22 protein-coding genes are annotated in these 25,419 nt (G+C 62.5%); 13 read left to right on the plus strand and 9 right to left on the minus strand.

The window, feature by feature from the left end; translation table 11 throughout:
* The first annotated feature begins 9 nt into the window (after positions 1-9).
* From ACLBKR_RS01030 to atzF, 3 genes are read left to right on the plus strand one after another with little or no spacing between them, the layout of a single operon-like run.
* A complete protein-coding gene (locus ACLBKR_RS01030) occupies positions 10-663 on the plus strand; it encodes an urea amidolyase associated protein UAAP2 (protein WP_112831261.1) in 654 nt (217 codons plus the stop codon).
* A complete protein-coding gene (gene uca, locus ACLBKR_RS01035) occupies positions 663-4,199 on the plus strand; it encodes an urea carboxylase (protein WP_414900303.1) in 3,537 nt (1,178 codons plus the stop codon). The genes ACLBKR_RS01030 and uca overlap by 1 nt, the downstream gene beginning before the upstream one ends.
* Entirely contained in the window at positions 4,199-5,998 is a 1,800-nt protein-coding gene (gene atzF / locus ACLBKR_RS01040; RefSeq protein WP_414900305.1) for an allophanate hydrolase, read from the plus strand. The genes uca and atzF overlap by 1 nt, the downstream gene beginning before the upstream one ends.
* A 531-nt stretch (positions 5,999-6,529) precedes the next feature.
* Here atzF and ACLBKR_RS01045 read toward each other — a convergent pair.
* Genes ACLBKR_RS01045 through ACLBKR_RS01065 form a run of 5 tightly spaced genes read right to left on the minus strand, consistent with a single transcriptional unit; the run spans position 6,530 to position 11,206 of the window.
* Complete coding sequence (locus tag ACLBKR_RS01045) at positions 6,530-7,426, minus strand: 5'-methylthioadenosine phosphorylase (RefSeq protein WP_112831258.1); 897 nt, start codon at positions 7,424-7,426, stop codon at positions 6,530-6,532.
* A gap of 10 nt (positions 7,427-7,436) precedes the next feature.
* Positions 7,437-8,237 (minus strand): ABC transporter permease, encoded by an 801-nt coding sequence (locus ACLBKR_RS01050; RefSeq protein WP_112831257.1) that lies wholly within the window; start codon positions 8,235-8,237, stop codon positions 7,437-7,439.
* Positions 8,230-9,099 carry an ABC transporter permease gene (locus ACLBKR_RS01055; RefSeq protein ID WP_414900308.1) on the minus strand — a complete coding sequence of 290 codons (870 nt, stop codon included), beginning with the start codon at positions 9,097-9,099 and terminating at the stop codon, positions 8,230-8,232. The genes ACLBKR_RS01050 and ACLBKR_RS01055 overlap by 8 nt, the downstream gene beginning before the upstream one ends.
* Positions 9,096-10,166, minus strand: coding sequence for an ABC transporter ATP-binding protein (locus tag ACLBKR_RS01060; protein ID WP_414900311.1), 1,071 nt, complete (start codon positions 10,164-10,166; stop codon positions 9,096-9,098). The genes ACLBKR_RS01055 and ACLBKR_RS01060 overlap by 4 nt, the downstream gene beginning before the upstream one ends.
* Complete coding sequence (locus tag ACLBKR_RS01065; RefSeq protein WP_414900313.1) at positions 10,163-11,206, minus strand: ABC transporter substrate-binding protein; 1,044 nt, start codon at positions 11,204-11,206, stop codon at positions 10,163-10,165. The genes ACLBKR_RS01060 and ACLBKR_RS01065 overlap by 4 nt, the downstream gene beginning before the upstream one ends.
* Positions 11,207-11,403: 197 nt before the next feature.
* Between ACLBKR_RS01065 and ACLBKR_RS01070 the strand changes: the two genes are divergently transcribed.
* Positions 11,404-12,423, plus strand: coding sequence for a LacI family DNA-binding transcriptional regulator (locus ACLBKR_RS01070; RefSeq protein WP_113457212.1), 1,020 nt, complete (start codon positions 11,404-11,406; stop codon positions 12,421-12,423).
* A gap of 68 nt (positions 12,424-12,491) precedes the next feature.
* Here the strand turns inward: ACLBKR_RS01070 and ACLBKR_RS01075 are convergent, their stop codons facing one another.
* From ACLBKR_RS01075 to ACLBKR_RS01085, 3 genes are all read right to left on the minus strand, one after another.
* Positions 12,492-13,637: an FAD-dependent monooxygenase gene (locus tag ACLBKR_RS01075; protein ID WP_113486065.1), complete on the minus strand. Its 1,146-nt coding sequence runs from the start codon at positions 13,635-13,637 to the stop codon at positions 12,492-12,494.
* Between the two features lie 85 nt (positions 13,638-13,722).
* Positions 13,723-17,142 carry a molybdopterin cofactor-binding domain-containing protein gene (locus tag ACLBKR_RS01080; RefSeq protein ID WP_113486067.1) on the minus strand — a complete coding sequence of 1,140 codons (3,420 nt, stop codon included), beginning with the start codon at positions 17,140-17,142 and terminating at the stop codon, positions 13,723-13,725.
* Positions 17,135-17,623, minus strand: coding sequence for a (2Fe-2S)-binding protein (locus ACLBKR_RS01085; RefSeq protein WP_113437180.1), 489 nt, complete (start codon positions 17,621-17,623; stop codon positions 17,135-17,137). The genes ACLBKR_RS01080 and ACLBKR_RS01085 overlap by 8 nt, the downstream gene beginning before the upstream one ends.
* A 250-nt stretch (positions 17,624-17,873) precedes the next feature.
* Between ACLBKR_RS01085 and ACLBKR_RS01090 the strand changes: the two genes are divergently transcribed.
* From ACLBKR_RS01090 to ACLBKR_RS01130, 9 genes are all read left to right on the plus strand, one after another.
* Positions 17,874-18,302: a MarR family winged helix-turn-helix transcriptional regulator gene (locus tag ACLBKR_RS01090; RefSeq protein WP_112831251.1), complete on the plus strand. Its 429-nt coding sequence runs from the start codon at positions 17,874-17,876 to the stop codon at positions 18,300-18,302.
* A 69-nt stretch (positions 18,303-18,371) separates the two neighbouring features.
* On the plus strand, positions 18,372-19,067 hold the full coding sequence (locus ACLBKR_RS01095; protein WP_113448209.1) for a TetR/AcrR family transcriptional regulator: 696 nt from the start codon (positions 18,372-18,374) through the stop codon (positions 19,065-19,067).
* A gap of 140 nt (positions 19,068-19,207) precedes the next feature.
* Positions 19,208-19,909, plus strand: coding sequence for an Asp/Glu racemase (locus tag ACLBKR_RS01100; RefSeq protein WP_113448277.1), 702 nt, complete (start codon positions 19,208-19,210; stop codon positions 19,907-19,909).
* A gap of 10 nt (positions 19,910-19,919) precedes the next feature.
* Positions 19,920-20,717, plus strand: a complete 798-nt coding sequence (locus ACLBKR_RS01105; protein WP_113448208.1) for an alpha/beta fold hydrolase — start codon at positions 19,920-19,922, stop codon at positions 20,715-20,717.
* Between the two features lie 13 nt (positions 20,718-20,730).
* Complete coding sequence (locus ACLBKR_RS01110; protein WP_112831248.1) at positions 20,731-21,762, plus strand: leucyl aminopeptidase; 1,032 nt, start codon at positions 20,731-20,733, stop codon at positions 21,760-21,762.
* 30 nt (positions 21,763-21,792) lie between these two features.
* Entirely contained in the window at positions 21,793-22,428 is a 636-nt protein-coding gene (locus tag ACLBKR_RS01115; protein WP_113443864.1) for an isochorismatase family protein, read from the plus strand.
* A 123-nt stretch (positions 22,429-22,551) separates the two neighbouring features.
* Positions 22,552-22,734, plus strand: a complete 183-nt coding sequence (locus ACLBKR_RS01120) for a hypothetical protein (RefSeq protein WP_112831246.1) — start codon at positions 22,552-22,554, stop codon at positions 22,732-22,734.
* On the plus strand, positions 22,731-24,227 hold the full coding sequence (locus tag ACLBKR_RS01125; RefSeq protein ID WP_113438828.1) for a sodium:solute symporter family protein: 1,497 nt from the start codon (positions 22,731-22,733) through the stop codon (positions 24,225-24,227). The genes ACLBKR_RS01120 and ACLBKR_RS01125 overlap by 4 nt, the downstream gene beginning before the upstream one ends.
* Before the next feature lie 211 nt (positions 24,228-24,438).
* Complete coding sequence (locus tag ACLBKR_RS01130; protein ID WP_414900319.1) at positions 24,439-24,759, plus strand: PAS domain-containing protein; 321 nt, start codon at positions 24,439-24,441, stop codon at positions 24,757-24,759.
* A 193-nt stretch (positions 24,760-24,952) separates the two neighbouring features.
* On the opposite strand, the gene ACLBKR_RS01135 is transcribed toward ACLBKR_RS01130, so the two are convergent.
* A complete protein-coding gene (locus ACLBKR_RS01135; RefSeq protein ID WP_112831243.1) occupies positions 24,953-25,417 on the minus strand; it encodes an Lrp/AsnC family transcriptional regulator in 465 nt (154 codons plus the stop codon).
* Positions 25,418-25,419 lie beyond the last annotated feature (2 nt).

Consider the following 25,419-nt stretch of genomic DNA (forward strand, 5'->3'; position numbering starts at 1 on the left):
GAGGCGACCATGACCAATTTTAAGCAGACATCTCCCGCCCGTACGCTCTCCAATACCGCGCAGGACCACTACATCGCCGCCGAAGCGCCTTTCTCGACCTTCATCAGACAAGGCCAGGTGGTGCGTATCGAGGACACCTACGGCCAGCAGGCCGTCGATACGCTGTTCTACAATGCCCATGATTTCTCCGAGCGCTATTCCAGCCAGGACACCATGCGCGAGCAGGGCGCGGCCTATATCTCCACCGGCACAAAGGTGATCTCCAACGAAGGCCGGGTGATGCTGACGGTGACCGCCGACAGCTGTGGCCGGCACGACACCTCCGCAGGCGCCTGCTCCTGCGAGAGCAATACCGTGCGCTTCGGCCACTACACGAAATACCTGCATGCCTGCCGCGATAACTTTGTCATCGAGGTTTCCAAACATGGCATGAGCAAGCGCGACGTCGTGCCGAACATCAACTTCTTTATGAACGTGCCGATCGAACCCTCCGGCGAAATGACCATCGTCGACGGCATTTCCGCCCCCGGGGACTATGTCGAGCTGAAAGCGGAGATGGACGTGCTGCTCGTCATCTCCAATTGCCCGCAGATCAACAACCCTTGCAACGGCTTTGATCCCACCCCGATCCGGGTGCTCGTCTGGGACGACGAGGCGGCCTGATGTTCAAAAAGGTTCTGATTGCCAATCGCGGCGAGATCGCCGTGCGCGTCATCAAGACGCTGCGCAAGATGGGGATCGCGAGCGTTGCGGTCTATTCCGATGCCGACCGCTTTTCGAAAGCCGTGCTCATGGCGGACGAGGCGGTGCGCCTCGGACCGGCGCCTGCCAGCGAAAGCTACCTGAACATCGATGCCGTGATCGCCGCCTGCCGGCAGACCGGTGCCGAAGCCGTGCATCCCGGCTATGGTTTTCTTTCGGAGAACATCGGCTTTGCCGAACGGCTGAAGGAGGAAGGCATCACCTTCATCGGCCCGACGCCCGCGAATATCTCCGCCTTCGGCCTGAAGCACACCGCGCGTGAGCTGGCGAAAGCGAGCGGCGTGCCGCTGCTGCCGGGCTCCGGCCTGCTTGCCAACCGGGAAGAGGCGCTCTCTGCGGCCGCAGAGATCGGCTATCCCGTGATGCTGAAATCGACGGCGGGCGGCGGCGGTATCGGCATGCAACTCTGCGACAGTGTGGAGGCTCTTGCCGCAGCCTTCGACACCGTTCAACGCACGGCAAAATCCAGTTTCGGCGACGCCCGCGTCTATCTCGAACGCTTCGTTTCCCAGGCCCGTCATGTCGAGGTGCAGATCTTCGGCGACGGCAAGGGCAGGGTGATCGCGCTCGGCGAACGCGACTGCTCCCTGCAGCGCCGGAACCAGAAAGTCATCGAAGAAACGCCGGCCCCAGGGCTGTCCGATGCGGTGCGCCAGCGCCTGCATGCGGCCGCCGTGTCGCTCGGGCGGCAGGTGGCTTACGCCTCCGCCGGCACCGTCGAATTCATCTATGATCCCGCCCGCGAAGAATTCTATTTCCTCGAGGTGAACACGCGTCTGCAGGTCGAGCATCCGGTGACGGAAGTTGTCTTCAGTGTAGATCTGGTCGAATGGATGATCCGTCAGGCGGCTGGCGAAGATGTGCTGACGGGCAAGGAAAACCTCGTACCGAGGGGGACTGCGATCGAGGCGCGTGTCTATGCCGAAATGCCCCATGCCGGTTTCCTCCCGAGTGCCGGTCTGCTGACGGAAGTGGTCTTTCCCGATGGCGTCCGCGTTGACGGCTGGGTGGAGACCGGAACCGAAGTTACGCCCTTTTACGATCCCATGCTCGCCAAGGTCATCGTTTCGGGCGCGGATCGTACCGCAGCCATTGCGGCGTTATCGTCCGCGCTGGAAAAAACCGCGCTTGCGGGCATCGAGACCAATCTCGAATACCTGAAGACCATCGCCGCCTCGGGCCTGTTCCGCAGCGGCGATGTTGCGACCACGGCCTTGAAGGATTTCGAATTCGTGCCGGATGTCGTCGAGGTGATCGCCCCCGGCGCACAATCGAGCCTGCAGGAACTGCCGGGCCGTCTGGGTCTCTGGCATGTCGGCGTACCGCCGTCGGGCCCGATGGACGAACGTTCCTTCCGCCATGCCAACCGTCTCGTCGGCAATCATGATTATACGGCGGCCCTGGAGCTAACCGCCTCGGGGCCGATACTGAAATTCTTCTCCGATACCGCGATCGCGCTCGCCGGAGCGGTGATGCCGATGAAGCTCGACGGTGTCGAACTGCCCCATAATCAGGCGGTCCAGGTCAAGGCCGGCCAGACCCTGGCCATCGGTAGCATCAGCGGTGCCGGCCAGCGCGCCTATCTGGCGGTATCAGGCGGTTTTGACGCGCCCTTGGTCATGGGTTCCCGCGCCACCTTCGGCCTCGGCCAGTTCGGCGGCAATGCCACCGGCACCTTGCGTGCTGGCCATGTGCTGCGGCTGGCGCGCCGGAGCCAGGCCGATGTGCTGCCGGCAACGCAGCCGGCGGAACTGACCCGCGAATGGTCTGTCGGCGTGCTTTACGGTCCGCATGGCGCGCCCGACTTCTTCCTTGAGGAGGATATCGAGACACTTTTCTCGACAGAATATGAGGTGCATTTCAACTCGGCCCGTACCGGCGTGCGGCTGATCGGGCCTGCGCCGAAATGGGCGCGCGCCGATGGAGGCGAGGCAGGGCTTCACCCCTCCAACCTGCATGACAATGCCTACGCCGTCGGTGCAATCGATTTTACCGGCGACATGCCGATCATCCTCGGCCCCGACGGCCCAAGCCTCGGCGGCTTCGTCTGCCCGGCGGTCATCGCCCGCGACGAGCAGTGGAAGATGGGTCAGTTCAAGCCGGGGGATAAGATCCGGTTTTATGCCGTGGCCCGAGCAAGCGATCCGCTGGCGGGGCCGACGGTGAAGCGCGTATCCGAAGCAGCCGGGTCGGCGGTGATCGGAACGACAGAGGCAGGCAGCCTCCCCGTTGTCTACCGCCGCCAGGGGGATGACAATCTGCTGGTCGAATACGGTCCGATGCAGCTCGACATCGGCATCCGCATGCGCATCCATCTGCTGATGCAGGCCGTGAAGGAGGCACGACTTCAGGGCCTCATCGATCTGACACCCGGCATCCGCTCGCTGCAGATCCATTATGACAGCACCGCGCTGTCGCGCTCGAAACTCCTCGCTGCCCTTACCGAGATCGAGAAAAGCCTGCCTCCGGTCTCCGCCGTCAAGGTGCCGAGCCGGACCGTCTGGCTGCCCCTGTCCTGGAACGATCCGGATGCGGAACTCGCCATGCGCAAGTATCAGGAACTCGTGCGCCCCAACGCGCCCTGGTGCCCGTCGAACATCGAGTTCATCCGTCGCATCAACGGGCTCCCCGACGAGCAGGCGGTGAAGGACACGATCTTCAACGCCTCCTATCTCGTGATGGGCCTCGGCGACGTCTATCTCGGCGCGCCGGTGGCAACCCCCATCGATCCGCGCCACCGGCTGGTGACGACGAAATACAATCCCGCCCGTACCTGGACGCCGGAGAATGCGGTCGGCATTGGCGGCGCCTATATGTGCGTCTACGGCATGGAAGGGCCGGGCGGTTACCAGTTGTTCGGCCGTACGATCCAGGTGTGGAACACCTGGCGGCAAACGGATGTGTTTGCCAAGGACAAGCCCTGGCTGCTCGACTTCTTCGACCGGATCCGCTTCTTCCCCGTGAGCCATCAGGAACTGACGGAAGCGCGCGGCGCCTTCCCGCATGGCGGCTACCCGATCCGTATCGAGGAGGGCACCTTCTCCTACGCCGATTACGAGGCGGAGATGGCCCGCAATGTGGAAAGCATTGGCGCCTTCAAGCAGGGACAGCAGGCGGCCTTCGAGGCAGAGCGACAGCGCTGGAAGGACGAGGGGCTCGACAGCTTCCAGGTCGATGACGGCGCAGGGGCAAGCCTCGGCGGCGATATCCCCGAAGGCTGCTTCGGAGTGGAAAGTGCCGTGCCCGGTAATGTCTGGAAACTGCTGGTCGAGGAAGGTCAGTCCGTGCAGGCTGGCGACACGCTCGCCATCATAGAGTCAATGAAAATGGAAATCACCGTCACCGCCCATGCCGCCGGCAAAGTCCGGGATCTGCGTGCCGGGCCGGGTCGCAACGTCAAGGCCGGCGATGTCCTGGTCGTATTGGAGGATCTGTAATGCTGCCGATTATTCTCGATCTCGCTTCGCTCAAGGCCGCCTATGTCAGTGGGCTCACCCCGCTCGATCTCGTCGAGGAGGTGATCGCCCGTCGCAAGGCCTCCGACGATCCGGCGGTCTTCATCACAGAGACGCCAGACGATGACTTGAGGGCAGCCGCAAAGGCCCTGATGGAGCGCGCGCCGGAGCCGAACAGTCTGCCGCTCTGGGGCGTGCCCTTCGCGGTGAAAGACAATATCGACGTCGCCGGCCTGCCGACCACCGCAGCCTGCCCGGCCTTCGCCTACCAGCCGGAGAAGGACGCCACGGTCGTTGCAAGACTGAAGGCCGCTGGCGCCCTCGTCATCGGCAAGACCAATCTCGACCAGTTCGCCACGGGCCTCAACGGTACGCGCTCCCCCTATGGAGCCCCGCGCTCTGTCTTCGACAAGGCCTATGTCTCCGGCGGTTCCTCGTCCGGCTCGGCCGTCACGGTCGCGGCCGGCCTCGCAAGCTTTGCACTGGGCACGGATACCGCCGGTTCGGGCCGCGTGCCCGCCGCCTTCAACAACCTCGTCGGCATCAAGCCGACACCCGGCCTCGTACCGAATGTTGGTGTCGTGCCGGCCTGCCGCAGCGTCGATGTCGTCACGGTCTTTGCCGCGACCGTCGGCGATGGCGTCGCGATTCGCAAGGTCATGGACGGCTATGACGCGGGCGATCCCTATTCCCGTAAGGCCGTCCCGGCCGCCCTGCCGGGCACTGGTCTTCGCATCGGTATCCTCGAAGGGGCCGAGCGCGAATTCTTCGGCAACAAGGCGGTGGAAGCCCTCTACGATCAGGCGGTCGAGCGGGCGAAGTCCCTTGGCGCGACCATCGTTCCCTTCGACTATGCGCCGTTCCGCCAGGCCGCCGAACTGCTCTACAACGGCCCCTGGGTGGCCGAACGTCTGGCGGCGGTGAAGGATTTCATCGGCACCAATGCCGGTGATTTCGATCCGACGGTGCGCACCATCATCGAAGGTGCCAAGGCTTACGATGCGGTGGCGGCTTTCGAGGGCCAGTACAAGCTCGGGCATCTGCGCCAGAAGGCGCTTGTCGAATGGGAAAAGCTCGATGTGCTGATGCTACCGACCTCGCCGACCACCTATACGGTCGAGGCGATGCTCGCAGACCCGATCGTCAAGAACAGCCATTTCGGTCGCTACACCAACTTCGCCAATCTCTTCGGCTACGCGGCAATAGCCGTGCCCGGCGGTTTCGGTTCGGACGGCCTGCCTGGTGGAGTGACCTTCTTCGGCCCGTCCTTCTCGGACGATGCGCTGGCACCTTTTGCCGACGCCATGCACCGCGCTTGCGCCTCCGGCATGGGCAAGGACAAGACCGTGAGCTTGCCGGAAGCCTCGAAGGTTGCCGAACCCGATCACGGCCTCGTCACCATCATGGTGGTCGGCGCGCATCTGACGGGCATGCCGCTCAACCACGAACTGGCTGGTTCGGGTGGAAAACTCCTGAAGGTCTGCCGCACGGCCGGTGATTACCGCCTTTTCGTGCTGCCCAACACCACGCCGCCGAAACCGGGCCTGATCCGCGAACCCGGTTTCGCAGGTCCCGGCCTGGAGGTCGAAGTCTGGAAGGTCACGCCTGCAACTTTTGGGCGCTTCGTTCAAAATATCCCGGCGCCACTCGGCATCGGCAAAGTGACACTCGACGATGGCAGCCAGGTATCCGGCTTCCTCTGCGAGCCTTACGCGCTCCAACGCGCTGAGGACATCACGCATTTCGGGGGCTGGAGAGCCTATCGCCAGTCGCGCGCCTAATCCCAGAAAACAATACCGGATATATTCTTTCTCTGCCCCCGAATGCTCGAAAGACGCCTCCGGTTAAGATCGCTGCTGCATAACGTCAGCATGAGATGGTTCCGCCATAGGATGCAACGAAGACAATAGCGACCACGGTTTCAGGAGGATGTAGAGGCCCGCTCTTTGTGCAATTGAGTTTGGCCGAACGCCGTATTATTTCGCGAATAGATAATACGGCGTCTTCCTGATGCCGACTCTTTGGCGCTTACCAAAGCGCGATGAATCTGAATCTCTGGTGCAAACTGGAAGTGTCGGATGCGAACGGGACTAAGTCAACCGAGCAGCAGGTTCCAGAAGGCGCTCCGGAATTGCGCGAAACCAAAGAGATAGAGCATTGGAGGCGATTCCGTTTTCGCCGGAAATGCTCCAGAAAATCCGGAAAGAAAGGACGTGCCGCGGGTTCGAAGCCCTTAAAGAGCCGGCGTCGTTCATTTCCGCGTTCAAAATGAGCATAGCGGTCTTTCAGGGACGATGACAATCGGCCCGCGGTCAGTATCGCTCATAGCGTTCAGCAGGCTGAGGTGACTTCAGGCTTGAGCAACTACATGCGCTGTCGCTCGGAATTCGCGCAGCTGTCTCTAGCGCAACCCTGGAGGCCAGCATCGACAGGCTCGGCAGGACATCCTCCTGTAGCAGGCTTCCCCGGCTGCGGTCCATGTAGTCGTTGAAGCCTGCGGTCACGAAGGCGCAGGGCACGAAGCAGGCGCCGATTTCGCGCGACAGCGTCGCTTCCGGCGCGATCGAATGGTTGATGACGTCGGCCCCCATCGAGCGGAAGGCCAATGCTTCGGCTGGGCTCGTCAGTCGCGGCCCGTAGGCATGGGCGGCGACGAGCCCCTGTTCGATCCCGTGCACGCGGCAGGCGGGCGGCCAGATCGCACGCGCCGTCTCCGCCAGGATGTCGGCACAATGAGGGCAGACGATCTGCTTGCCGGAGCAATCGAAGCGCTGGCGGCCCGGCAGCAGGGAATAGGGGGTCTGGGTGAGTTCGATGATGTCGGCATTGACCACCATGTCGCCTGGCTGGATCGCCTTGTTGACCGCCCCGACGGTCGAGCAGGCGACGACATGGGTGACGCCCGATTCCATCAGAACCCAGAAGGACCGGCGGTGGCAGGAATGGTCGATGTGGTCGCGTGGATTGCCGTGCGAATACATGCACAGAGCCTGGCGGGTCCTGCCTTCGGCGGTGATGCTGGCGTCGAATTCCAGAAGCTTCCAGTTCTCCGAGACGCCATAAGGCGTTTCGAAGGCGAGGTCGCGAGCGAGCACCCTGACGCCGGGCATGCCGACATCCTCGGGAAAGGCCAGGCCCCAATTGGCCGAGCCGGTGATGATCGCCAGTCCGGTCTTCGGAATGGGGGAGAGAGAAACATCCTGCGTCATGTCATGTCTTTCACGCGGTCTGGCCGCGGTCGCGCAAATTGAAGAAGAGGACCACACCGGAAATCAACACGGTCCAAAGGGTGGAAATGGCGGCAATCGTCGGGTCGATCTGGTCGCGCAGCGAAATGAACATCAGCTTCGGCAGCGTGCTGCTCGGGCCGTTAGCGACGAAAATCGAGATGACCGCCTCGTCGAGCGAGGTGAGGAAGGCCATGAGCGCGGCGGTCGTGAGGCTCAGTCCGAGCTGCGGCAGGATGATGCCGCCCATGGTCCGGAACCAGCTCGCGCCGAGACTGCGCGCGGCCTGCGCCTGGGCCCAGTCGAAACGGTTGAGCGCGGGATAGAGCACGATGACCGCGACCGGAATGGCGAGGACCACATGCCCGGCCAGCACCCCGGTCAGCGTGCCGACGAGACCCAGCTTCGCCAGCACGAAGAACAGCCCAATTGCGAGCAGAATGCCGGGCGTCACAGATGGCGAGAGCAGCAGCGCATAGACGCTGGCGGCTGTCCGCCCTCCGAGCCGATTGAGTGCGAAGCAGGCAAGGAAGCTCACCGGTACGGCGATTGCCGCCGTCAGCACGCCGAGGATCAGGCTGATACGCAGTGCCGCCATCCAGGCGGTAGAGGTGAAGAAGGTCTCGTACCAACGCAGCGACCATTCCCGGGGCGGAAATTCAAGCAGATCCGATGCGGAGAACGACAGAGGCAACACAATGAGCGTGGGCAGCATCAGGAAGAGCAGGACCAGGGCGGAGAAGCCCCAGAGAAAAATCTTGCTGAGCCGATTGTCCTGATAGGCATCAAGCATTGCGCGTCCCCCGGTTGAGGAACCAGCGCACGGCAAACAGCATGGCGCCGGTCAGGAGCACCAGGACGAGGAGCAGCACGCCGAGCGCGCTCGCCGAACCCCAGTCCTGGAAGGTCGAAAGCGTGCGGTCGATGCGGATCGAGATCGGATTGACCTTGCCGCCGCCCAGCACCGCCGGCGTGATGAAAAAGCCGAGCGTGTAAATGAAGACGATCGTCGAGCCCGACAGGATGCCACCGGCCGAGAGCGGCAGGATGACCGTGCGTACGCAGTGCCAGAGGCTTGCACCCATGCTGGCCGCAGCCCGGATGATATTGCAGTCGATGTCGCGCATGGCAGCATAGACCGGCAGCACGAAGAGCGGCAGCATGTAGTGTACCATGCCGATCAGGGTGCCGTTGAAATTGTAGACGAGGGGCAGCGGGGCCTCAGTGAGGCCAAGGCTCTGCAGCGCCGAATTCACCAGACCGTCCTTGCGCAAGAGGACCAGCCAACCATAGGTCCGAACCAGTATCGAGGTCCAGAGCGGCAGCATAATCAGGATCAGCACCCGATTGGCGATCCGGGTGCTGGTGCTTGCGAGCGTGAGCGCCAGCGGTATGCCGAGGATCATGCACAGAACAAGCGTCGTCCCCGACAGCGCGAGCGTCGTGCCGAGTGCCGACCAGGTGAGCCCGCTGGACAGGATCTTTCCGTAATTGGCCGTGGTGAAGTTTCCACCGAGGTCGAGGAAGGACTGCCGTAGGATCCAGGCGACCGGAAGTAGGGCTGCTAGCCCCACCAGAACGAGTGCCGGCAGCGCCAGCGACAGGTAGAAGCGCCGTTCACGCCGGGCATCCTTTAGATAGGCCTCGGCACTCATGGGGCGGTGCCTTCCGGCAGGCTGTGCACATGCGCCGTCGCAGCAAATGCGGTGAGTTCCTGGCCGGGCTGGAACTCGGCGCAACCGGCCGAGCGGGTCGCCGGCACGCTCAGCATTACGTCGCCGCCGCTCGCCGTCTTCAGGTTGAGGAGCCAGTTCTCGCCGCGGAAAGCCTTGCCAGTGAGGGTGCCGGTCACGGCTACCTTGCTCCCGGCGATTTCGGCGGGGTCGAGGTGAAAGCTCTCGGCGCGGATCATCGCCATCCCCAGGATCGTCTCGCCGCCGTCACGTCTCAGCAGATCGGCCGGCAGGATGTTCGCCTCGCCCATGAACTCCGCAACGAAGCGCGTATTCGGACGATGGTAGATCTCCGAGGGGGTGGCGATCTGCTGGATCTCGCCGGCATCCATGACGGCGATCCTGTCCGACATGGTCAGCGCCTCGCGCTGGTCGTGGGTGACGTAAATGGTGGTGATGCCGAGATCGTCATGCAGACGCCGGATCTCGAACTGCATGTGTTCGCGCAGGTTCTTGTCGAGCGCCGAAAGCGGCTCGTCCATCAGCATGACACGCGGCTCAAAGACGATCGCGCGGGCGAGTGCGACGCGCTGCCGCTGCCCGCCGGAGAGGGCGGCAATGTTTCGGTCGCAGTAACCCTCGAGCTTCACCCGTGCCAGGGCGGCGAGCGCCCGCGTACGGGCCTCCGCCTTCGGTACCTTGCGCAGGATCAGCGGGTACTCGACGTTTGCGATCACACTCATATGCGGAAACAGTGCGTAGTTCTGGAACACGATGCCGATGTCCCGCTTGTCGGGCGACAGCCGGGTGACATCCCGGCCGCCGATGACGAGGGAGCCGCTATCGGGACGGACAAAACCCGCAAGCGCCATCAATAGCGTCGTCTTGCCGGAGCCCGAGGGCCCGAGCAGAGTCAGGAATTCGCCCGCGGCGATCTCCAGGGAGACGTCATTCAGCGCCACATAGGTGCCGAAGGATTTCCGGACGCGATCGATGGTGATGGGAAGCGAGGTGATGGCCATGGTGAAAGCGGCTCCCGGATGCGTCATCGGTTCATCATCTCGTCGAAGGCGGCCTGGGCCGCAGCGCCGTTCTTCACCCACCAGTCGGCTTTGGAAAAGACCGAGGTTTCGACATTACCGGGCGCAGTCGCCAGGAGCTGCAACCGTTCTGCCGGGATCAAGCCGCCTTCATATGCTTTGGGGTTCACCGGGCCGTAGGCAATGTAGTCGGTGAGCTTGGCACCACGCTCCGGCTTGGTCATGGCAGCGATAAGCTTCATCGCGGCGTCCTTGTTCGCGGAGCCCTTCGGCACTGCAAGGCAGTCCGTGCCGATCACCGAGCCCTTAAAGCTGTAGTTTGCGGCGCCGCCATCTGCCTTGACGCTTTCCGCCCGGCCGTTCCAGGTAACGACGAGGTCCGCTTCGCCGTCCTTCAGGATCTGCGCCGACTGCGCACCCGAGGTCCACCAGACCGAGACATTCGGCTTGAGGACTGCCAACCGGTCGATGGCGCGCTTCAGGCCCTCGGGGCTGTCGAGTACGGTATAGACCTCGCTCGGGGCGACACCTTCCGACAGCAGCGCGATTTCGATCAGATCCTGGGCATTGGCGCGTAGCGCACGTGTGCCAGAGAAGGCCTTCACGTCCCAGAACTCGGCCCAGTTTGCCGGGGGTTTGTCACCGATCGTCTTGGTGTTCCAAGCCATGACGGTGCCATAGGAACTGAAGGGGTAGCAGTAGGCCGATTCCGCGCCGGCCGGCAGCGATTTCGGATCGATAATCGAATAGTCGAGCGGCTCAAGCAGGCCTTGGGCGGCAGCCTGAGCACCTTCGGGCGATCCCAGATGGATGACATCGGTAGTCACCGCACCGGAGGTCACTTGCATCTTGAGGGCGGCGAAGCCGTCGCTCTGGGTTTCCTCGCGCACCTCAATGCCGAGTTCGGTCGCAGCGGGTCCCCACATGGCCTCTTTCATGGCAGCGCCGTAGTCGCCGCCGGCCGTCGTGATGGTCAGTGTCTGTGCGGCCAGCGGGCTGGCGGCAGCGATCGCGATTGCGGCCACGGAAAGGCCTAGAATACGAATCATGGGTCAGTCTCCTTTGTTCACCCTCGAATGACGATTTTTGGCCTTAACGACCCATTTTTCTAAATCGTAACGTTACGATTGCGAGATATTTGCATTTCGTCAAGCAGAATCTTGCAGAGCGAAACTGCCCACTTCCAATCCGCTGGAGGAAAGGGCACTGTGTCCCATTGTCGAAACAAACAGGGCAAACCGCGAGCATGGCATTGAATTCCAGACCCAATTTGAGGCAGATCGCGACTGAACTGGGCCTGTCAGTGACCACGGTTTCGAGAGCGCTCAAAGATGGTCCCGAGGTCCATCCGGACACCATCGAGCGAGTGAAGGCGGCTGCGAATGCCGCCGGTTACGTGCCAAACCTGCATGGTCGGGCCTTGCGCACGGGTCTCACGCGAACGCTGACCGCCATCCTGCCGATGGAAACCCGCGACTACCTCTCTGACATTGCCAAGCTGCCTCTGATCGAGGGCATGACGCTCGCCGCGCGGGAAAGCGGTTACAGCCTGTCGGTCTATTCGACTACGCCGGAAGAGGATCCGCAGGAAAACCTTGCCCGCCTGATCCAGCTAGGCGGGGCGGACGGGATCGTCATCACGCGTATGGTTTCCAACGATCCGCGCATCCCCTACCTTCTCGAGCGCGGCATCCCCTTTATCGCCTTCGGTCGCACCGGCAGCGCGCTCGACTATGCCTTCGTCGACGTCGACAATGAGGGAATAGCCTTCGATGCGACACGCATGCTGCTCGACAAGGGATGCCGCCGCATTGCGCTGCAGCTGCTCACCCGCGATGACCAATACAGTGCGGCCCGTCTCGCGGGCTACACGAAGGCAATGGATGCGGCGGGCAAGGCGATCGATCCGCAGATGATCGGCCAAGAGGATTTCACCATGGAAGCCAGCGAAGGCTGGATTTCCCGGTTGCTGGACATGCCCGATCCGCCGACCGGCCTCGTCTGCGCCAACGAGCTGGGACTGCTTGGCGCCCTTGGGGCCACCCGCCGCAAGGGGCTGGTCGTCGGCCGCGACTTCCACATCGTGGTGCGCGATAGCACCCATATGTGCCGCTATCTCTCCGTTCCCCTGATCGCCCATGTCGTCGACATGGTCGCGATCGGGCGCAGCCTTGTCGAGGGCCTGATCCGCCAGATCGAGGCACCGGACGCACCACGCATACAGCAGGTCGTCGAAGGCAAGGTCGAGCACATGGCTGGGGTCTGACGCCGGGCCGAGGCCCGAGCGCCGGTCAGCTGGTGCCGAGCGGGCCTGCGCGCTGGCAAGCTTGCCGGTCAGCCTAGCGGTGCCGTCCAAGCGTCGTAAGCATAGACCCAGGCCGGGTCCTCCGGCTGCTTCAGCCAAGTATTGGCGTTCGAGATCGTCTGCACCTTGGTCGCGCGTTCGCGCCGGGTCGCTTCGTAGACCGAGAACGCGTCGGTATAGCCGGCAACACCGCTCTCTTCCAGGCAGCGTGTAAGGATCGCAGCATCCTCGATCGCCATGCAGGCGCCCTGTGCCATGTGCGGGCGCATCGGGTGGCAGGCATCGCCGAGCATGACCAGCCGGCCTCGGCTCCACAGGTTCAGCGGATCCCGGTTCCAGAATGGCCACTTCGTCACCGTTTCCGTGGCGTCGATCAGCGCCTGGACTACGGGATGCGATCCTCCGAAAATGGCTTCCATCTCCTCGCGGGAGCTGTCGACGAAGCTCGCATCGTGCTCCCAACCATCCACCGGTACTCCGGTCACATAATAGTATTCCTGACCGTTGCCTTTCGTGGCATAGGCCATGATGTGTCGAGAGGCTTCCCACCACCATTTGACACAGGTTTCGAATTCCAGACCCGACGCGCGCAACTTGTCCATGTTGAGGATAGCGCGGTGCCCGACCCAACCTGAGAAGCGTGGTTTTTCAGGTCCCAGCAGCATTTCGCGGATCATCGAGTTGATGCCATCGGCTCCGACAACCAAGGTTGCCGCAATTCGGCGTCCGTTGTCGAAGGTCAGCAGAACATCCCGGTCGCGCTCCTCAATGCCAACCAGGCGGTGCGCGAAGTGAACGCGGTCCTTGTCAAGAGCAGCAATCTGTTCGGCGTGCATGTCACCCCGATGGATGGTGACATAGGATGCCCCGTATTCCCGGCGGGCATAATCGCCGAGCTGGATGCGCGAGAAGTATTCGCCGGTGTTGCCATCGCGCGAGAACCAGAAGTCGGGATGCGCACCGATTTCCTCCAGTCGCTTTTCCAGCCCGATCTTCCGGAAGATCTTCATAACGTTAGGGCCGAGATGGATGCCAGCCCCGATACGGGAGAAGGCCGGGGCTTGCTCGAAGGAATGCACGTCGAACCCGGCCTGCGACAGCAATGCCGCCGCCGCAGCTCCGCCAAGGCCGGCACCGATCACCGCGATTTCGACTGTCTCGATGGAAGTACTCATCCTGTCTCCTTTCTGAGAACTGTTTGTCTGCAAATAATTATGGACATGGCTGCGCCTACCGGGCACGCGCCAGATGCGGTCGCTGTCACCAGGGCGGAAGGTCGGGGGCGAAGCGTTGGCGCAGATAGCGAGCCAGCGCTTGCCGGTCGCCGGCGCTGAATTCTGTCTTGAACGACGGCATGTCCCTGAGATCGAGCCCGTCCGGCGCCGTCAGCCCCTCGTCAAGCACCGTGTAGAGTGCATCAGGAACCGGCGCGCGCAGCACCGCCGATTGCGAAAGCGATGTCCGCGCCGCCGTCACCGTACCGTCGATCGCAGGCTCGTGGCAGACGCCGCAGGCCGCCTCGTAGATCCGGCTCGCTCTGTCGGATTGAGGCACGGGGCGTACCGTGGCCGCCACACTTCGTGCCGTTGTAGGGCTATCGATGCCGGATGCGAGATAGCGAGCCATGGCGCGGATGTCGTCGTCTGGCAGCGCCGTAAGACCGGCGGCGATTTCCGCCATAGGACCCGAGGCCGTCGCGGTGTCCGAATGGCCGTGCCGCAGATAGGCGAAGAGCGAGGCCTCCGTCCATCCGCGCCCGCTGGCCTCGGCACCCTCGAGTGCCGGCGCATACCAGCCCTTGATCATGGTGCCGGTCAGCTGTTTCATCTCCGCCCCGGCGGCATTGCGCGGCGCGTGGCAGGCCGAGCAATGCCCGGCGGCTTCGACGAGATACTTGCCCCGGTTCCAGACATCGTCTTGCACCGGATTTGCTTCAAGGGGCCGGGCATCGTGGTAGAGGAGGTTCCAGGCGGCCAGCGCCGGTCTAAGATGCGTGGGCGCGATCATCTGCGCCTTCGGTGCCTCCTGTCGGACGGGCGTCAGCGTCTGAAGATAGGCATAGAGCGCCAGCATGTCCTCGCCGCTGATCTTCGCGAACGAGGTATAAGGGAATGCGGGATAGAGATTGTGCCCGTCACGGCTGATACCCTGCCGCATGGCCCGCTCGAAGGCCTCAAAACTCCATCGGCCGAGCCCTGTCTCCGGATCCGGCGTGAGATTGGTGCTCCAGATCGTGCCGAAGGGGGTCTCGATCGCCCGTCCGCCTGCATTCGCCATGCCACCCACCGCCGTATGGCAGGTCGCGCAGTTGCCGAGTGCGAACACCTGTCGCCCCCTGTCGAGCGTGACCTGCGAGAAGGTGTCGGCCGAGGGCGCCGCCGCCGGCGCGATTGCGCGATGCAGCGGCAGGGATACGGCTCCGAGCGTCAGCAGGCCGCCGAGCAGGCTGCCATAGCCAAGGAGCCGCTTGAACGCAGTCGCCTTCGGCTTACGATCGCGCGCGTCGGGTCCGGCCACCAGCATCCGGGCGCCGCTCGCGATCAGGCCGGCCCGAACCCGTTCCGGCGTGAAGGGAACCTCGCGCATCCGCACACCTGTCGCGTCAAAGATGGCGTTGGCGATCGCCGCGGCACTCGGCACGGCGGCGCTCTCTCCTACCCCGAGCGGTGGATCGCCCGGGCGTTCGATGAGCATGGTTTCGATCTCGGGCACGGCCGGGAAAGTCTGGATTGGATAGGTCGCCCAGCTCTGCGGGAGGGGCGCGATCTCGCTGAAGGTGACCTCTTCGGTGAGCACGCGGCTCGCCGTCTGGATCGCATTGCCGTGGATCTGCTGGCGCACGCCGTCGGGATTGATTACCAGACCCTGGTCCTGGCCGATCACCACCCGCGACAGGGTCACCTCGCCGGTCTCGGTATCGACGGCGACGTCCACCACCCAGGCCGCCGATGCCGCCGCCGTTCCCGGAAAAGTGCCGTGCACATAGGTGGCGAAGGCGAAACCCTGGCCGAAGGCCATACGCCCCTCGCGTCGAAGCCTCGGGCCGTTTCGCTCCTCCCAGCCGGCATGCGCCGCCGTGCGGCGGACGAGGTCCGCCTCACGCGGATTGTCGAGATGGCGCAGACGAAAGGCGACCGGGTCCTCGCCTGCCTCATATGCCATCTCGTCGATGAAGCTTTCGTGTGCGAAGGTATTGGGAAGCGCCGAAACGCCGCGCATCCAGGCGGCCCGGACGATCGGCGCCATGTCGTGCACCGTGATCCGTTTGTGCGGCACCCGATAGGGAGGAATGATCGTTCGGTCGCCCATATCGGAGACCCGGGGTTCCGGGCTGACCCGGCCGGTCAGCAGAAGCGCGAGGTTCGGCCCCCGGTTCGAGGGATACCAGGTGTCGATCGCATAGGCATGCAGGTCGCCGTCCTTGATGCCTCCCTGCACTTCCATAAGTTGGGCGGCACCCTTGGGTTCCCACAGGTGTTCCTGGGCACGGGTCAACTGAACCCGGACCGGTTGGCCGACAGCCCGGGAAAGGATCAGCGCATCGCCACACACATCGTCGGCGCAGTTGCGTCCGTAGCAGCCGGCCGCTTGGTGGCGGCGGATCTCGATCGCCTCGGCCGGCAGCCCCGTGAGCACGGCGAGATCGCCGCGCAGCATGTGCGGGTTCTGCGTGCCCGACCAGACGATCGGTGCGCCATCGTTCCAGTCGGCGACGGCGCAGGATGGGCCGATCGAGCCGTGCTCGTGATAGGGCCAGACATAAGTGCGCTGCCGGGCGACGTCGCAGTCGTCGATCGCCCGGGCAAAGTCGCCCGACCGGTCGAGGCTGCGCGGGGTCGAGGGGTGATCCTTGAGGCTTCGGCGCAGATCGGAGAGGTCCGGGATCTCGGGTGGCATCTGCCATTGTGTCGGCAGGGCCTCGGCGATCGCCCTGGCCTGATCGGCCCGCATGGCGACGACACCAAGGAAGTCGCCCTCACGAACGATCTGGACGAAACCCGGCATGTTCTGCACGGCGGTTTCGTCGTAACCGAGAAGGCTGTGACCGATGAAGGCGCCGCTGTCTCGCCCCGAATAGGGTGGGCGTACCACATGGCCATGCAGCATGCCGGCGACATCGACGTCCTGTATGTAGGTATGCATACCTCGGAGCTTGTCGGTGAGGTCTCGGCGGCCGGTCTTCTGGCCGACCACCCGGTACTCCGCAGGGTCCTTGACTGGGGTCGCGGGATCGAGTTCGAGCCTGATGGTCTCGCCGGCGATCAGTTCCGCATAGGTGCAGGCCCTGTCGGCCCAGCGAACGACACCCTCGACCGTCGCCATCTCGGTCATCGGCCCATTGAAGCGCCGCGCGGCCTCCGAGACGAGAAACCGACGCGCCTGGGCTGCAGCCAGTCGCAGAGGAACCGCCGCGACCTGGATCGTCTCCGAGGCGATGGTTGGCCCCTGGTCCGGCGTAAGCGCGGTGTCGCCGAGTACCATGCGCACGGCCGAGAGAGGCAGGTCGAGCTCTTCCGCAACGATCTGGGCGAGTGCGGTCTCGATTCCCGTGCCGAGATCGACATGACCGTTGTAGCCGGTTGCGATACCCTCCTGGTCGAGCCTGAGGAAGATCGCAGGCCCCGCAGGACGCGTCTCCTCGACGATCAAGCTTCCGGGTTGCTGCATGTCATCAGTCATGCCGCCCCTCCCGCAAGAGTTCGACGGCCCGCTCGACCGAAGCTATGATTTCCAGATGCGTTCCGCAGCGACAGAGGTTGTGGCTGAGTGCGATGCGGATTTCCTCGCGCGATGGCGCGGGATTGCGGTCGAGGAGAGCCGTCGCGCTCATCACCATGCCGTTCAGACAATAGCCGCATTGCGCGCCCTCGCACTCGAGGAAGGCTTGTTGCACCGGGGACAGGCGGCCCGTGTCCGGATCGGCGAGGCCTTCGAGCGTCGTGATCGCTCGCCCGGTCACCCGTTTTGCCCGGAGGACGCAAGCCCTGGCGGGATTGCCGTCGACGAGCACGGTGCAGGCGCCGCATTGCGCCATGCCGCATCCGTATTTGGCGCCCTTAAGGCCGAGCACGTCGCGCATGACGTCGAGCAAAGTCCGCTCACCTGGATCGGACACAAGGCATACTGACCCATTCACGGTCAGCTCAAGCGTGTTCGTCATGATTCCCTCTGGGTTTTTTCTTGACCCTTGTCAGGAATTCAGCAGAAAATTTGTTTGTAGGCAAATGAATTTGAGCCTGGAGTTTGATTTTTTTGCGCGAAAGCGAGGCAGGTTTTGATTCTGCAGGATTTTTAAGCACGCATCTTTCCCTGCAGATGGGGGATCAATTGGCTCGGGCGAACCATTCTTTTCTTGACGCACACCGAATGCGTGTTGCAGTTCAGTCCTGAGAACATGCCAGGAATGAGCTATGACCGAGCGGACCGACCACTACATTCTCGATGACCAGGTTGGCTTCTTGCTGCGACTTGCGTACCAGCGACACATGGCTCTATTCACCGAGAAGATGACAGGCGGGCTGACCCCGCCGCAATTTTCCACGCTCTACAGGCTTCGCGAAGCATCCGAGCCCATTTCGCAAAATGCGCTCGGGCGCCTGGTGGGCATGGATGCGGCAACCACAAAGGGCGTCGTTGAACGTCTCCTGTTGCGGGAACTAATCCATGTCGAGAAGGATAGAGAAGATCGGAGGCGCTATACGCTGTTCATTACGGATGCCGGTCGCAGGCTGCTCGATTCGGTGCTGCCGGAAATGCACAAAATCAGCCAGACGACACTTGCTCCTTTGACGCCGGGCGAGCAGGAACAGTTCCTGAAACTCCTCAAGCGCTTGACGTAGATTATTATCCATCTGAGTAAAAGGTGACGGATTACCCCGATCCGCCACTGGTTGATGTTGAGGTAGAGCGTGGTCGAAAAGGAAACAAAGAGCAGAGCAAGAACGCGAGGTGTCGGAAGGCCATCGAAAGCAGATGGTTCCAGCGATGCGGCAGATCTGCGCGACCGCATCCTCGACCATGCGGAACTTTCATTTGCCGAGGCCGGGTTCGAGGGTGCCAATTTGCGGGACATCGCCGCCCGCGCCGGCGTCAACCAGGGGCTCATCCGTTATTATTTCGGCTCGAAGGCTGAACTCTTCGATGAGTGCTTCCGACGGCGCGGTGGCGTTCTGGCCGGTCACCGACATGTCAATCTCGACCGACTGCTGGAGAGAAACAAGAATCCGAGCGTGGAAGAGATTGTCTACGCCTATCTCAAGCCGCAGTGGGACATGAAATACTCAAGTGCCAACGGAGCGGCCTTTGTCGCCATGCAGGCGCGACTGCATGCTGAGCCGGAGGAGCACGCCCTGCGTTTACGCCGCGAAGTCTACGACGCTTCCGTCAAGCGCTACATTGCCACGCTTTCAGAGGTGCTGCCCCACCTCCCGAAGGACATCATCAGTGTGCGCATGGCCTTTCTGGTCGGCGCATATCTCTTCATGCTGAACGATCTTGGACGCATTGGCGACCTGACTGAAGGGCATCTCACCTCTTTAGGCAAGGATGAAATGCTGGACCAGCTCGTTCGCTTCCTGGCCGCCGGCCTGCGCGCTCCCCTCTAGTGTTTGCACAGAATTTAGCTCTGCGGAAAAATTGTGCTTGAAATTATTCATTTGAATAATTAATGTCTCCAGATCAGATTGAAGGAGCCCCCATGGGAAGCCACCGCATTGGCCTCATCGTGCCCAGTTCGAACATCACGATGGAAACCGAGATCCCCGCGCTGCTCCGGTTTCGCGAGCAGGTCTCGCCCGAGCGCTTTACCTTCCATTCCTCTCGCATGCGCATGAAGCATGTCACCAAAGAGGAACTGGCCGCCATGGACGCCGACAGCGACCGCTGCGCGCTGGAGCTTTCCGATGCTCGTGTCGAGGTCATGGGATATGCCTGTCTGGTCGCGATCATGGCGATGGGCCTCGGCTACCATTGTCAGAGCCAGTCGCGCCTGCAGGGCGTGACCGTCACCAATGGCAATCCGGCGCCTGTCGTCACCTCTGCCGGTGCCCTCGTCGAGGGACTGAAGGCGATCGGCGCCAGGCGCGTAGCACTGGTTGCCCCTTACATGAAGCCGCTCACCGAACTGGTCGTCGCTTATATCCGCAACGAAGGAATCGAGGTTGCGGACTGGCGCGCACTGGAAATCCCCGACAATCTTGCCGTGGCTGCTCATGACCCGATGAAGCTGCCGGATATCGTTCGTGGCATGAAGACCGATGACGTCGATGCGGTCGTGCTCTCGGCCTGCGTTCAAATGCCTTCGCTGCCGGCCGTGCCGATGGCCGAAGCGGTCACAGGAAAGCCCGTCGTGACCGCAGCGATCGCAACCACCTGGCAGATGCTGAAGGCGCTGAAGCTCGACACCCGCGTTCCAGGCGGCGGCACGCTGCTCTCTGGCGCCTATTGAGGAGACCCCCATGGTCCGTGGATACAATATCCAAGCTAACGGCATCCGCCATCACCTGTTGCATTTTGCCGGCGATGGTCCGGCCATGCTGCTGGTGCCGGGCATCACGTCGCCGGCAATCACCTGGGGTTTCGTCGCCGAACGGCTGGCGCGGTCCTATGACGTGCATGTGCTGGATGTACGTGGCCGTGGCCTGAGCCAGGCCGGCGACCTCGATTACTCGCTTGACGCCATGGCGGCGGATGTCATCGCTCTGGTCACGGCTGCGGGTCTTGGAGCACCGGTCGTCCTCGGCCACTCCATGGGTGCACGCACCGCTATCCGTGCCGCACGCATGGCGCCCGAAAGCTTCTCCGGGCTGATACTCGTCGATCCTCCGGTGTCGGGACCCGGGCGGCGGCCTTATCCCGCCGCGTGGGCCTGGTACGAAGATTCCATCCTCATGGCACAGAAAGGCTGTTCAGGTGCAGACATGCGCCGCTTCTGTCCGACCTGGACCGATGAGCAGAACGACTTGCGCGCAGAGTGGTTGCATACCTGCCAGATGGATGCGATCCGCACCGCCTTTGACGGTTTTCACGTCGACGACATCCATGCCGATATCGCCCAGGTTACGACGCCGGCGCGCCTCGTCGTCGCGGGTGGCGCGACGGTGATTGGCGTATCCGACATCGATGAAATCCGCCGACTGAAGCCAGACATCGAGGTGCGGATTGTCGAAAAAGCTGGCCACATGATCCCCTGGGACGACCTTGAGGGGTTCCTCTCCGCTACCCTCGATTTCCATCCCATCCGCCCGACGAACTGAAAGGCACCGAGCCATGGACCACGCGAGCTTTACCGAAATCTGCCTGCACCAGCTGAAGATGTCTGGTGTTCGCGAAGGCGAGAAACTGATTGTACTCACCCAGGGCAATGATCGCCTGGACTATGCCGACGCCTTCATGGCGGCGGGCCAGCGTCTCGGCGCCAGCATGTATCACATGCGTCTGCCTGCGCCGCTTCCGGTCGGCGGCTGGAACGTCGGCGTTACCGGTCTTGCTGCCATGCCGGACGCGGTCGAGGCCCTGAAGGCCTGCGACATGCTGATCGACTGCATATTCCTTCTCTTCTCGCCGGAGCAGATGGCGATCCAGGCGGCCGGAACCCGCATCCTGACCGCCGTCGAGCCGCCGGAACTGCTCGCGCGCATGTTGCCGACGAAGGAGATCCGGGAGAAGGTCGAGATTGCCGGCGAGATGCTCGCCAAGGCCAAGGTCATGCGCATCACCTCGCCGCATGGAACCGATGTCACCTACAAGCTCAACACCTATCCGACCGTGACCGAATATGCCTGCACGGACGAGCCGGGCCGATGGGACCATTGGCCCTCCGGCTTCGTCTTCACCGGCGGTGACGACGACGGCGTTGACGGCCAGATCGTCGTCGCGACCGGTGACATCCTCCTGCCGCAGAACATCTATGTCCGCGAACCGATCATCTACACTATCGAGAAGGGCTGGGTGACCGACATCCGCGGCGGCCTCGATGCGGAGCTGGTGAAGTCCTACATGGCGGCCTTCAACGATCCGCGCGGCATGGGCATGAGCCATGTCGGCTGGGGCATGAATCCGAACGCGAAGTGGCACAATCTGGTACCCGGTGCCTTCCCCGGCGGCATGGGCATGGAACCGCGCAGCTTCTACGGCAATGTCATGTTCTCCACCGGCCCGAACAACGAACTCGGTGGGCCAAACGACACCGCCTGCCATCTCGACATCCCAATGCGCGGCTGCTCGCTCTTCCTTGACGACGAGGCGGTGGTGATCGATGGCGACATCGTCGTGAAGGACATCCAGATGGCAAGGGCCTGACCGGCAGAGCCTTAAACGCGGGAGAAAACCATGTCGCAGCAAGAAACCTACCAGGCCGCAGGCTTCGGCCAGCCCGTCCCCCGCGGTCAACGGCCGGCCATTGTCGTGGTCGACTTCTCCTATGGCTTCACCGACACGATCTATCCGACGGCGGCCGACATGACGACGGCCATTGCCGCGACCCGTCGGCTGACGGATCTGGCCCGCGCAAAGGGCTATCCGGTTATCTACACCACGATTGCCTATCATCCTGGCGAGATTGCCCTGCTGCCATGGTTGCGCAAGGCAACGGGCATGGCTGCGCTTCTGGAAGGCAGCCGACTGGTGGAGATTGATGCGGCAACAGGCATTCAGCCGCAGGACCCGGTGATCACCAAGAAGGGCGCCTCCGCCTTCCATGGCACGGGACTTGCCGGCCTGCTGACTGGGGCGGGTGTGGATACGCTAGTCGTCACCGGCGCCACTACATCGGGCTGCGTGCGCGCCTCCGTGGTGGATGCGGTGCAGTGCGGCTTCAACGTGCTGGTTCCGGCGGATTGCTGCGCTGACCGTGCTCGCGCCCCGCATGATGCCAATCTCTATGACATGGACCAGAAATATGCCGATGTGACGGATGCGGCAGATATCGAGCGCTGGCTCACCGGTCTTCAACCTTCCGGGCGCTGAGCCTGTCACTGATGCTCTCCGGCGGACGGCCGGAGAACTCTGGGCTCCGCGCAACTCCCGTTCAAACCGCTGGATAAAAGGCGGACAGAAACAACCGATCAATCTCTAGAGGGAAGTCACAACATGTCGAAAGCTGCTCTATATCTGATAGGCGTGGTCGTCCTCGCCTGCTACGCCATACCCTATACGCTGCTCACCAACGTGGCGGAATGGTATGGCTCCTTTCTGTTCTGGTGTGCGGCAGGTGTGGCCGTTATCGTCCTCAACATTCTGGCGACCGCCAGCTTCGAGGAGGACGAGGCATGAGTGTTTCCCTTGTCGTCTGTGGACTGGTGATCTACGTCCTCGCCTCCTTCGCCGTGGCCTATATCTCGCGCTCGGGCGAGTCGGCCAGCATGTCCGAGTATTTCATCGGCGGGCGCTCCATGGGCGGCGTGCTGTCGGCCCTGAGCTATTCGGCCACGACCTATTCGGCCTTCATGATGATCGGCCTCGCCGGTCTCACCTTCAAGGGCGGCGTCGGCGCGCTCGGCTTCGAGATCGTCTATTTCGCCGGGGTGTCGCTGGTCGCCATCTTCGGCCCGCGCTTCTGGGCCGTGGGCAAGAAATATGGCTTCGTGACGCCGTATGAAATGCTGGGCACGCGCTATGGCAGCCGGTGGGTGGCCGTTGCTGCCGGTCTCGTCAGCCTCGTCTTCCTCATCCCCTATTCGGCCGTTCAGCTTTCGGGCGTGGGATACCTGTTGTCGGGCATGACCGGCGGCGGCATTCCCTTCCTGTGGGGTGTGGTCATTTCCACCGTGCTGGCCATCATCTTCTCCTATGTGGCCGGTATACGCTCGGTGGTGTGGACGGACAGCCTGCAGGCGCTGATGATGATCATTGCCTCGGTGCTGGTCTGCGGTCTGGTGCTGATAGAGTTGGGCGGCTTCTCCGGCCTCTTCAGTGCGATCAAGGCGACCAAGCCGGAGCTGCTGCAGGTGCCCGGACCCGGCATCTTCAGCTTCACCACCTTCCTCGGGCTGACAATTCCGTGGTTCTTCTTCGCCATCTCCAACCCGCAGGTGAGCCAGCGCCTCTACATGCCGGCCTCGCTGAAGGCGCTGCGCCGCATGCTGGTGATCTTCCTGTGCTTCGGTTTCGTCTACACGGTCGTGTCGGTGCTCTGGGGCTTCTCCGCCTTCGTCGCCTTCCCGCAACTGGAAAAGGGTGACCTTGCTACCTCCACCCTGCTGGCCTCGAACTTCGTGCCGCCTGTTCTGGGCGTGATGGTCATGGTTGGCATTCTGGCTGCTGCCGTTTCCACCATCGACTCGATCCTCCTTACCCTGTCGTCGGTCTTTGCCCGCGATGTGTGGAGTAACGTGACGGGTGGGGCGAGTGACGAGCGCCAACTCTTCATCGGCAAGCTTATCATCCCGGTCATCTCCATCGTCTCGCTGGTCTTTGCCGCGATGGAATTCTCGATGATCGCCATCCTGTCGGTGGCAGCCTCCGTTGGTCTGCTGGTCACGGTTCCGGCCATCATCGGTGCTTTCTTCTGGCGCCGTGGTACGGCAGCCGGTGCGCTGGTCTCTATCCTCGGCGGCGTTGCCTTCGTGGTGTGGATGTACCTGACCGGCAACAAGCTGTTCGGCCTCAACGCTGGCGTGCTGGCGCTGCCGGTCTCGGCGTTGTTATTCATCGCCGTCAGTCTCGTCACCAAGTCGAACATGAAGGCTGCCGACGAGTTCGTAGAGGTGTCTGTCTCCTACAAAAAGGGCAAGCTGCCCAATGCAATGCCTACTCCGGCAGAGTAACCGGTCAGAGTGAACACGTAGCGTGCCTGCGAAGATAAGGCGGCTCCGGGGTCCGGGGCCGCCATTCGTGGTTTCAGAAGCGGGCATAGCGCTCTCCCGGCGCCTGTCGCAAAGTCAGGCTTGGCTCGCAGTTTGTGTCTGAATGTATGTTCCGGCGTGCGGAATTGGCTCCGACGCATATTTGGAACACCCCGGTTGGCAAGGATTTTTGGTGCAACTTTCCATCGGACGGCGCAGTCATAGGTCCAGCCTATCAGCGCGGTCATCGACCGCTGGCCAGTTCGAAACCGATACCACCGAAGCTCATCGCGGAAATGCAGCATTTGAAGCAAAGCTGGCAGCGGTATCCCGGGTGCACGGCGCTATCGAATTTAAGCCGACCGGTGAGATCATCGACGCAAATGAAAACCTCCTCTCATTGCTGGGATACCGCCTCGACGAGATAAACGGCAAGCATCACCGGGTGCTCGTCGATAAAGAACCGGAACAGTCCGATGTATCGCGCGTTATGGCAAAGGCGGAGTTCCGGTGACGATATCGCGGAAGAATTTTCGGCGCTTCATTCTCCGTCTCCTTCTCCGGAGAACGAACTAACCTCAAACCACGGAAGTTCCAGGGCGGCTGGTCAGGGCGCGCGATAGCAGGCAACCTTGCTCTATTGCGGACGCCGCTATGTGACGATTGGTTCGGTTGGTGAGCGAAAACCGCGATGCTGGACGTACCTGTCAAAAGTTCAGGGGGGCATTGTCGACCACTTCCTTCATCACGAAGAAGGTACGGGTCTGGCGGACGCCTGGCAGGGCGATCAGCTGTGTGCCATGGATGCGGTTGAAGTCGGCCATGTCGCGGACGCGGATCTTCAGGAAGTAATCGAAATCGCCGGCGACCAGATTGCAGTCTAGCACGAAATTCAGCTTGGCGACCGCCTTTTCAAAGGTGCCGAAGCTTTCCGGTGTCGAACGATCCAGTACCACGCCGACCATCACCAACGCCCCGCGGTCGACCTTCTGTGGCTCGACCATGGCCCTGACTGACTTGATGTAACCCTCTTCGAAAAGCCGCTGGGTGCGGCGATGGCATGTCGCGGCGCTCACATCAACCAACTGGGCCAATTCGGCGTTGCTAAGCCGGCCGTTGTTCTGCAACAGCCGGAGCATTTTCAGGTCGATGCGGTCCAGTTCCGATGTCATGA

It is taken from the genome of Paenirhizobium cremeum (assembly GCF_047553425.1).
Lineage (GTDB): Bacteria > Pseudomonadota > Alphaproteobacteria > Rhizobiales > Rhizobiaceae > Allorhizobium > Allorhizobium cremeum.

Bases quoted from the DNA above. Each gene is read 5' to 3' on its own strand.
- ACLBKR_RS01125 (WP_113438828.1), top strand. From the start codon at position 22,731: ATGAGTGTTTCCCTTGTCGTCTGTGGACTGGTGATCTACGTCCTCGCC.
- ACLBKR_RS01055 (WP_414900308.1), bottom strand. From the start codon at position 9,099: ATGAGTGCCGAGGCCTATCTAAAGGATGCCCGGCGTGAACGGCGCTTC.
- ACLBKR_RS01050 (WP_112831257.1), bottom strand. From the start codon at position 8,237: ATGCTTGATGCCTATCAGGACAATCGGCTCAGCAAGATTTTTCTCTGG.
- ACLBKR_RS01080 (WP_113486067.1), bottom strand. From the start codon at position 17,142: ATGACTGATGACATGCAGCAACCCGGAAGCTTGATCGTCGAGGAGACG.
- atzF (WP_414900305.1), top strand. From the start codon at position 4,199: ATGCTGCCGATTATTCTCGATCTCGCTTCGCTCAAGGCCGCCTATGTC.
- ACLBKR_RS01030 (WP_112831261.1), top strand. From the start codon at position 10: ATGACCAATTTTAAGCAGACATCTCCCGCCCGTACGCTCTCCAATACC.
- ACLBKR_RS01045 (WP_112831258.1), bottom strand. From the start codon at position 7,426: ATGACGCAGGATGTTTCTCTCTCCCCCATTCCGAAGACCGGACTGGCG.
- ACLBKR_RS01110 (WP_112831248.1), top strand. From the start codon at position 20,731: ATGGACCACGCGAGCTTTACCGAAATCTGCCTGCACCAGCTGAAGATG.
- ACLBKR_RS01105 (WP_113448208.1), top strand. From the start codon at position 19,920: ATGGTCCGTGGATACAATATCCAAGCTAACGGCATCCGCCATCACCTG.
- ACLBKR_RS01120 (WP_112831246.1), top strand. From the start codon at position 22,552: ATGTCGAAAGCTGCTCTATATCTGATAGGCGTGGTCGTCCTCGCCTGC.
- ACLBKR_RS01100 (WP_113448277.1), top strand. From the start codon at position 19,208: ATGGAAACCGAGATCCCCGCGCTGCTCCGGTTTCGCGAGCAGGTCTCG.
- ACLBKR_RS01135 (WP_112831243.1), bottom strand. From the start codon at position 25,417: ATGACATCGGAACTGGACCGCATCGACCTGAAAATGCTCCGGCTGTTG.
- ACLBKR_RS01115 (WP_113443864.1), top strand. From the start codon at position 21,793: ATGTCGCAGCAAGAAACCTACCAGGCCGCAGGCTTCGGCCAGCCCGTC.
- ACLBKR_RS01060 (WP_414900311.1), bottom strand. From the start codon at position 10,166: ATGACGCATCCGGGAGCCGCTTTCACCATGGCCATCACCTCGCTTCCC.
- ACLBKR_RS01070 (WP_113457212.1), top strand. From the start codon at position 11,404: ATGGCATTGAATTCCAGACCCAATTTGAGGCAGATCGCGACTGAACTG.
- ACLBKR_RS01075 (WP_113486065.1), bottom strand. From the start codon at position 13,637: ATGAGTACTTCCATCGAGACAGTCGAAATCGCGGTGATCGGTGCCGGC.
- uca (WP_414900303.1), top strand. From the start codon at position 663: ATGTTCAAAAAGGTTCTGATTGCCAATCGCGGCGAGATCGCCGTGCGC.
- ACLBKR_RS01090 (WP_112831251.1), top strand. From the start codon at position 17,874: ATGACCGAGCGGACCGACCACTACATTCTCGATGACCAGGTTGGCTTC.
- ACLBKR_RS01085 (WP_113437180.1), bottom strand. From the start codon at position 17,623: ATGACGAACACGCTTGAGCTGACCGTGAATGGGTCAGTATGCCTTGTG.
- ACLBKR_RS01065 (WP_414900313.1), bottom strand. From the start codon at position 11,206: ATGATTCGTATTCTAGGCCTTTCCGTGGCCGCAATCGCGATCGCTGCC.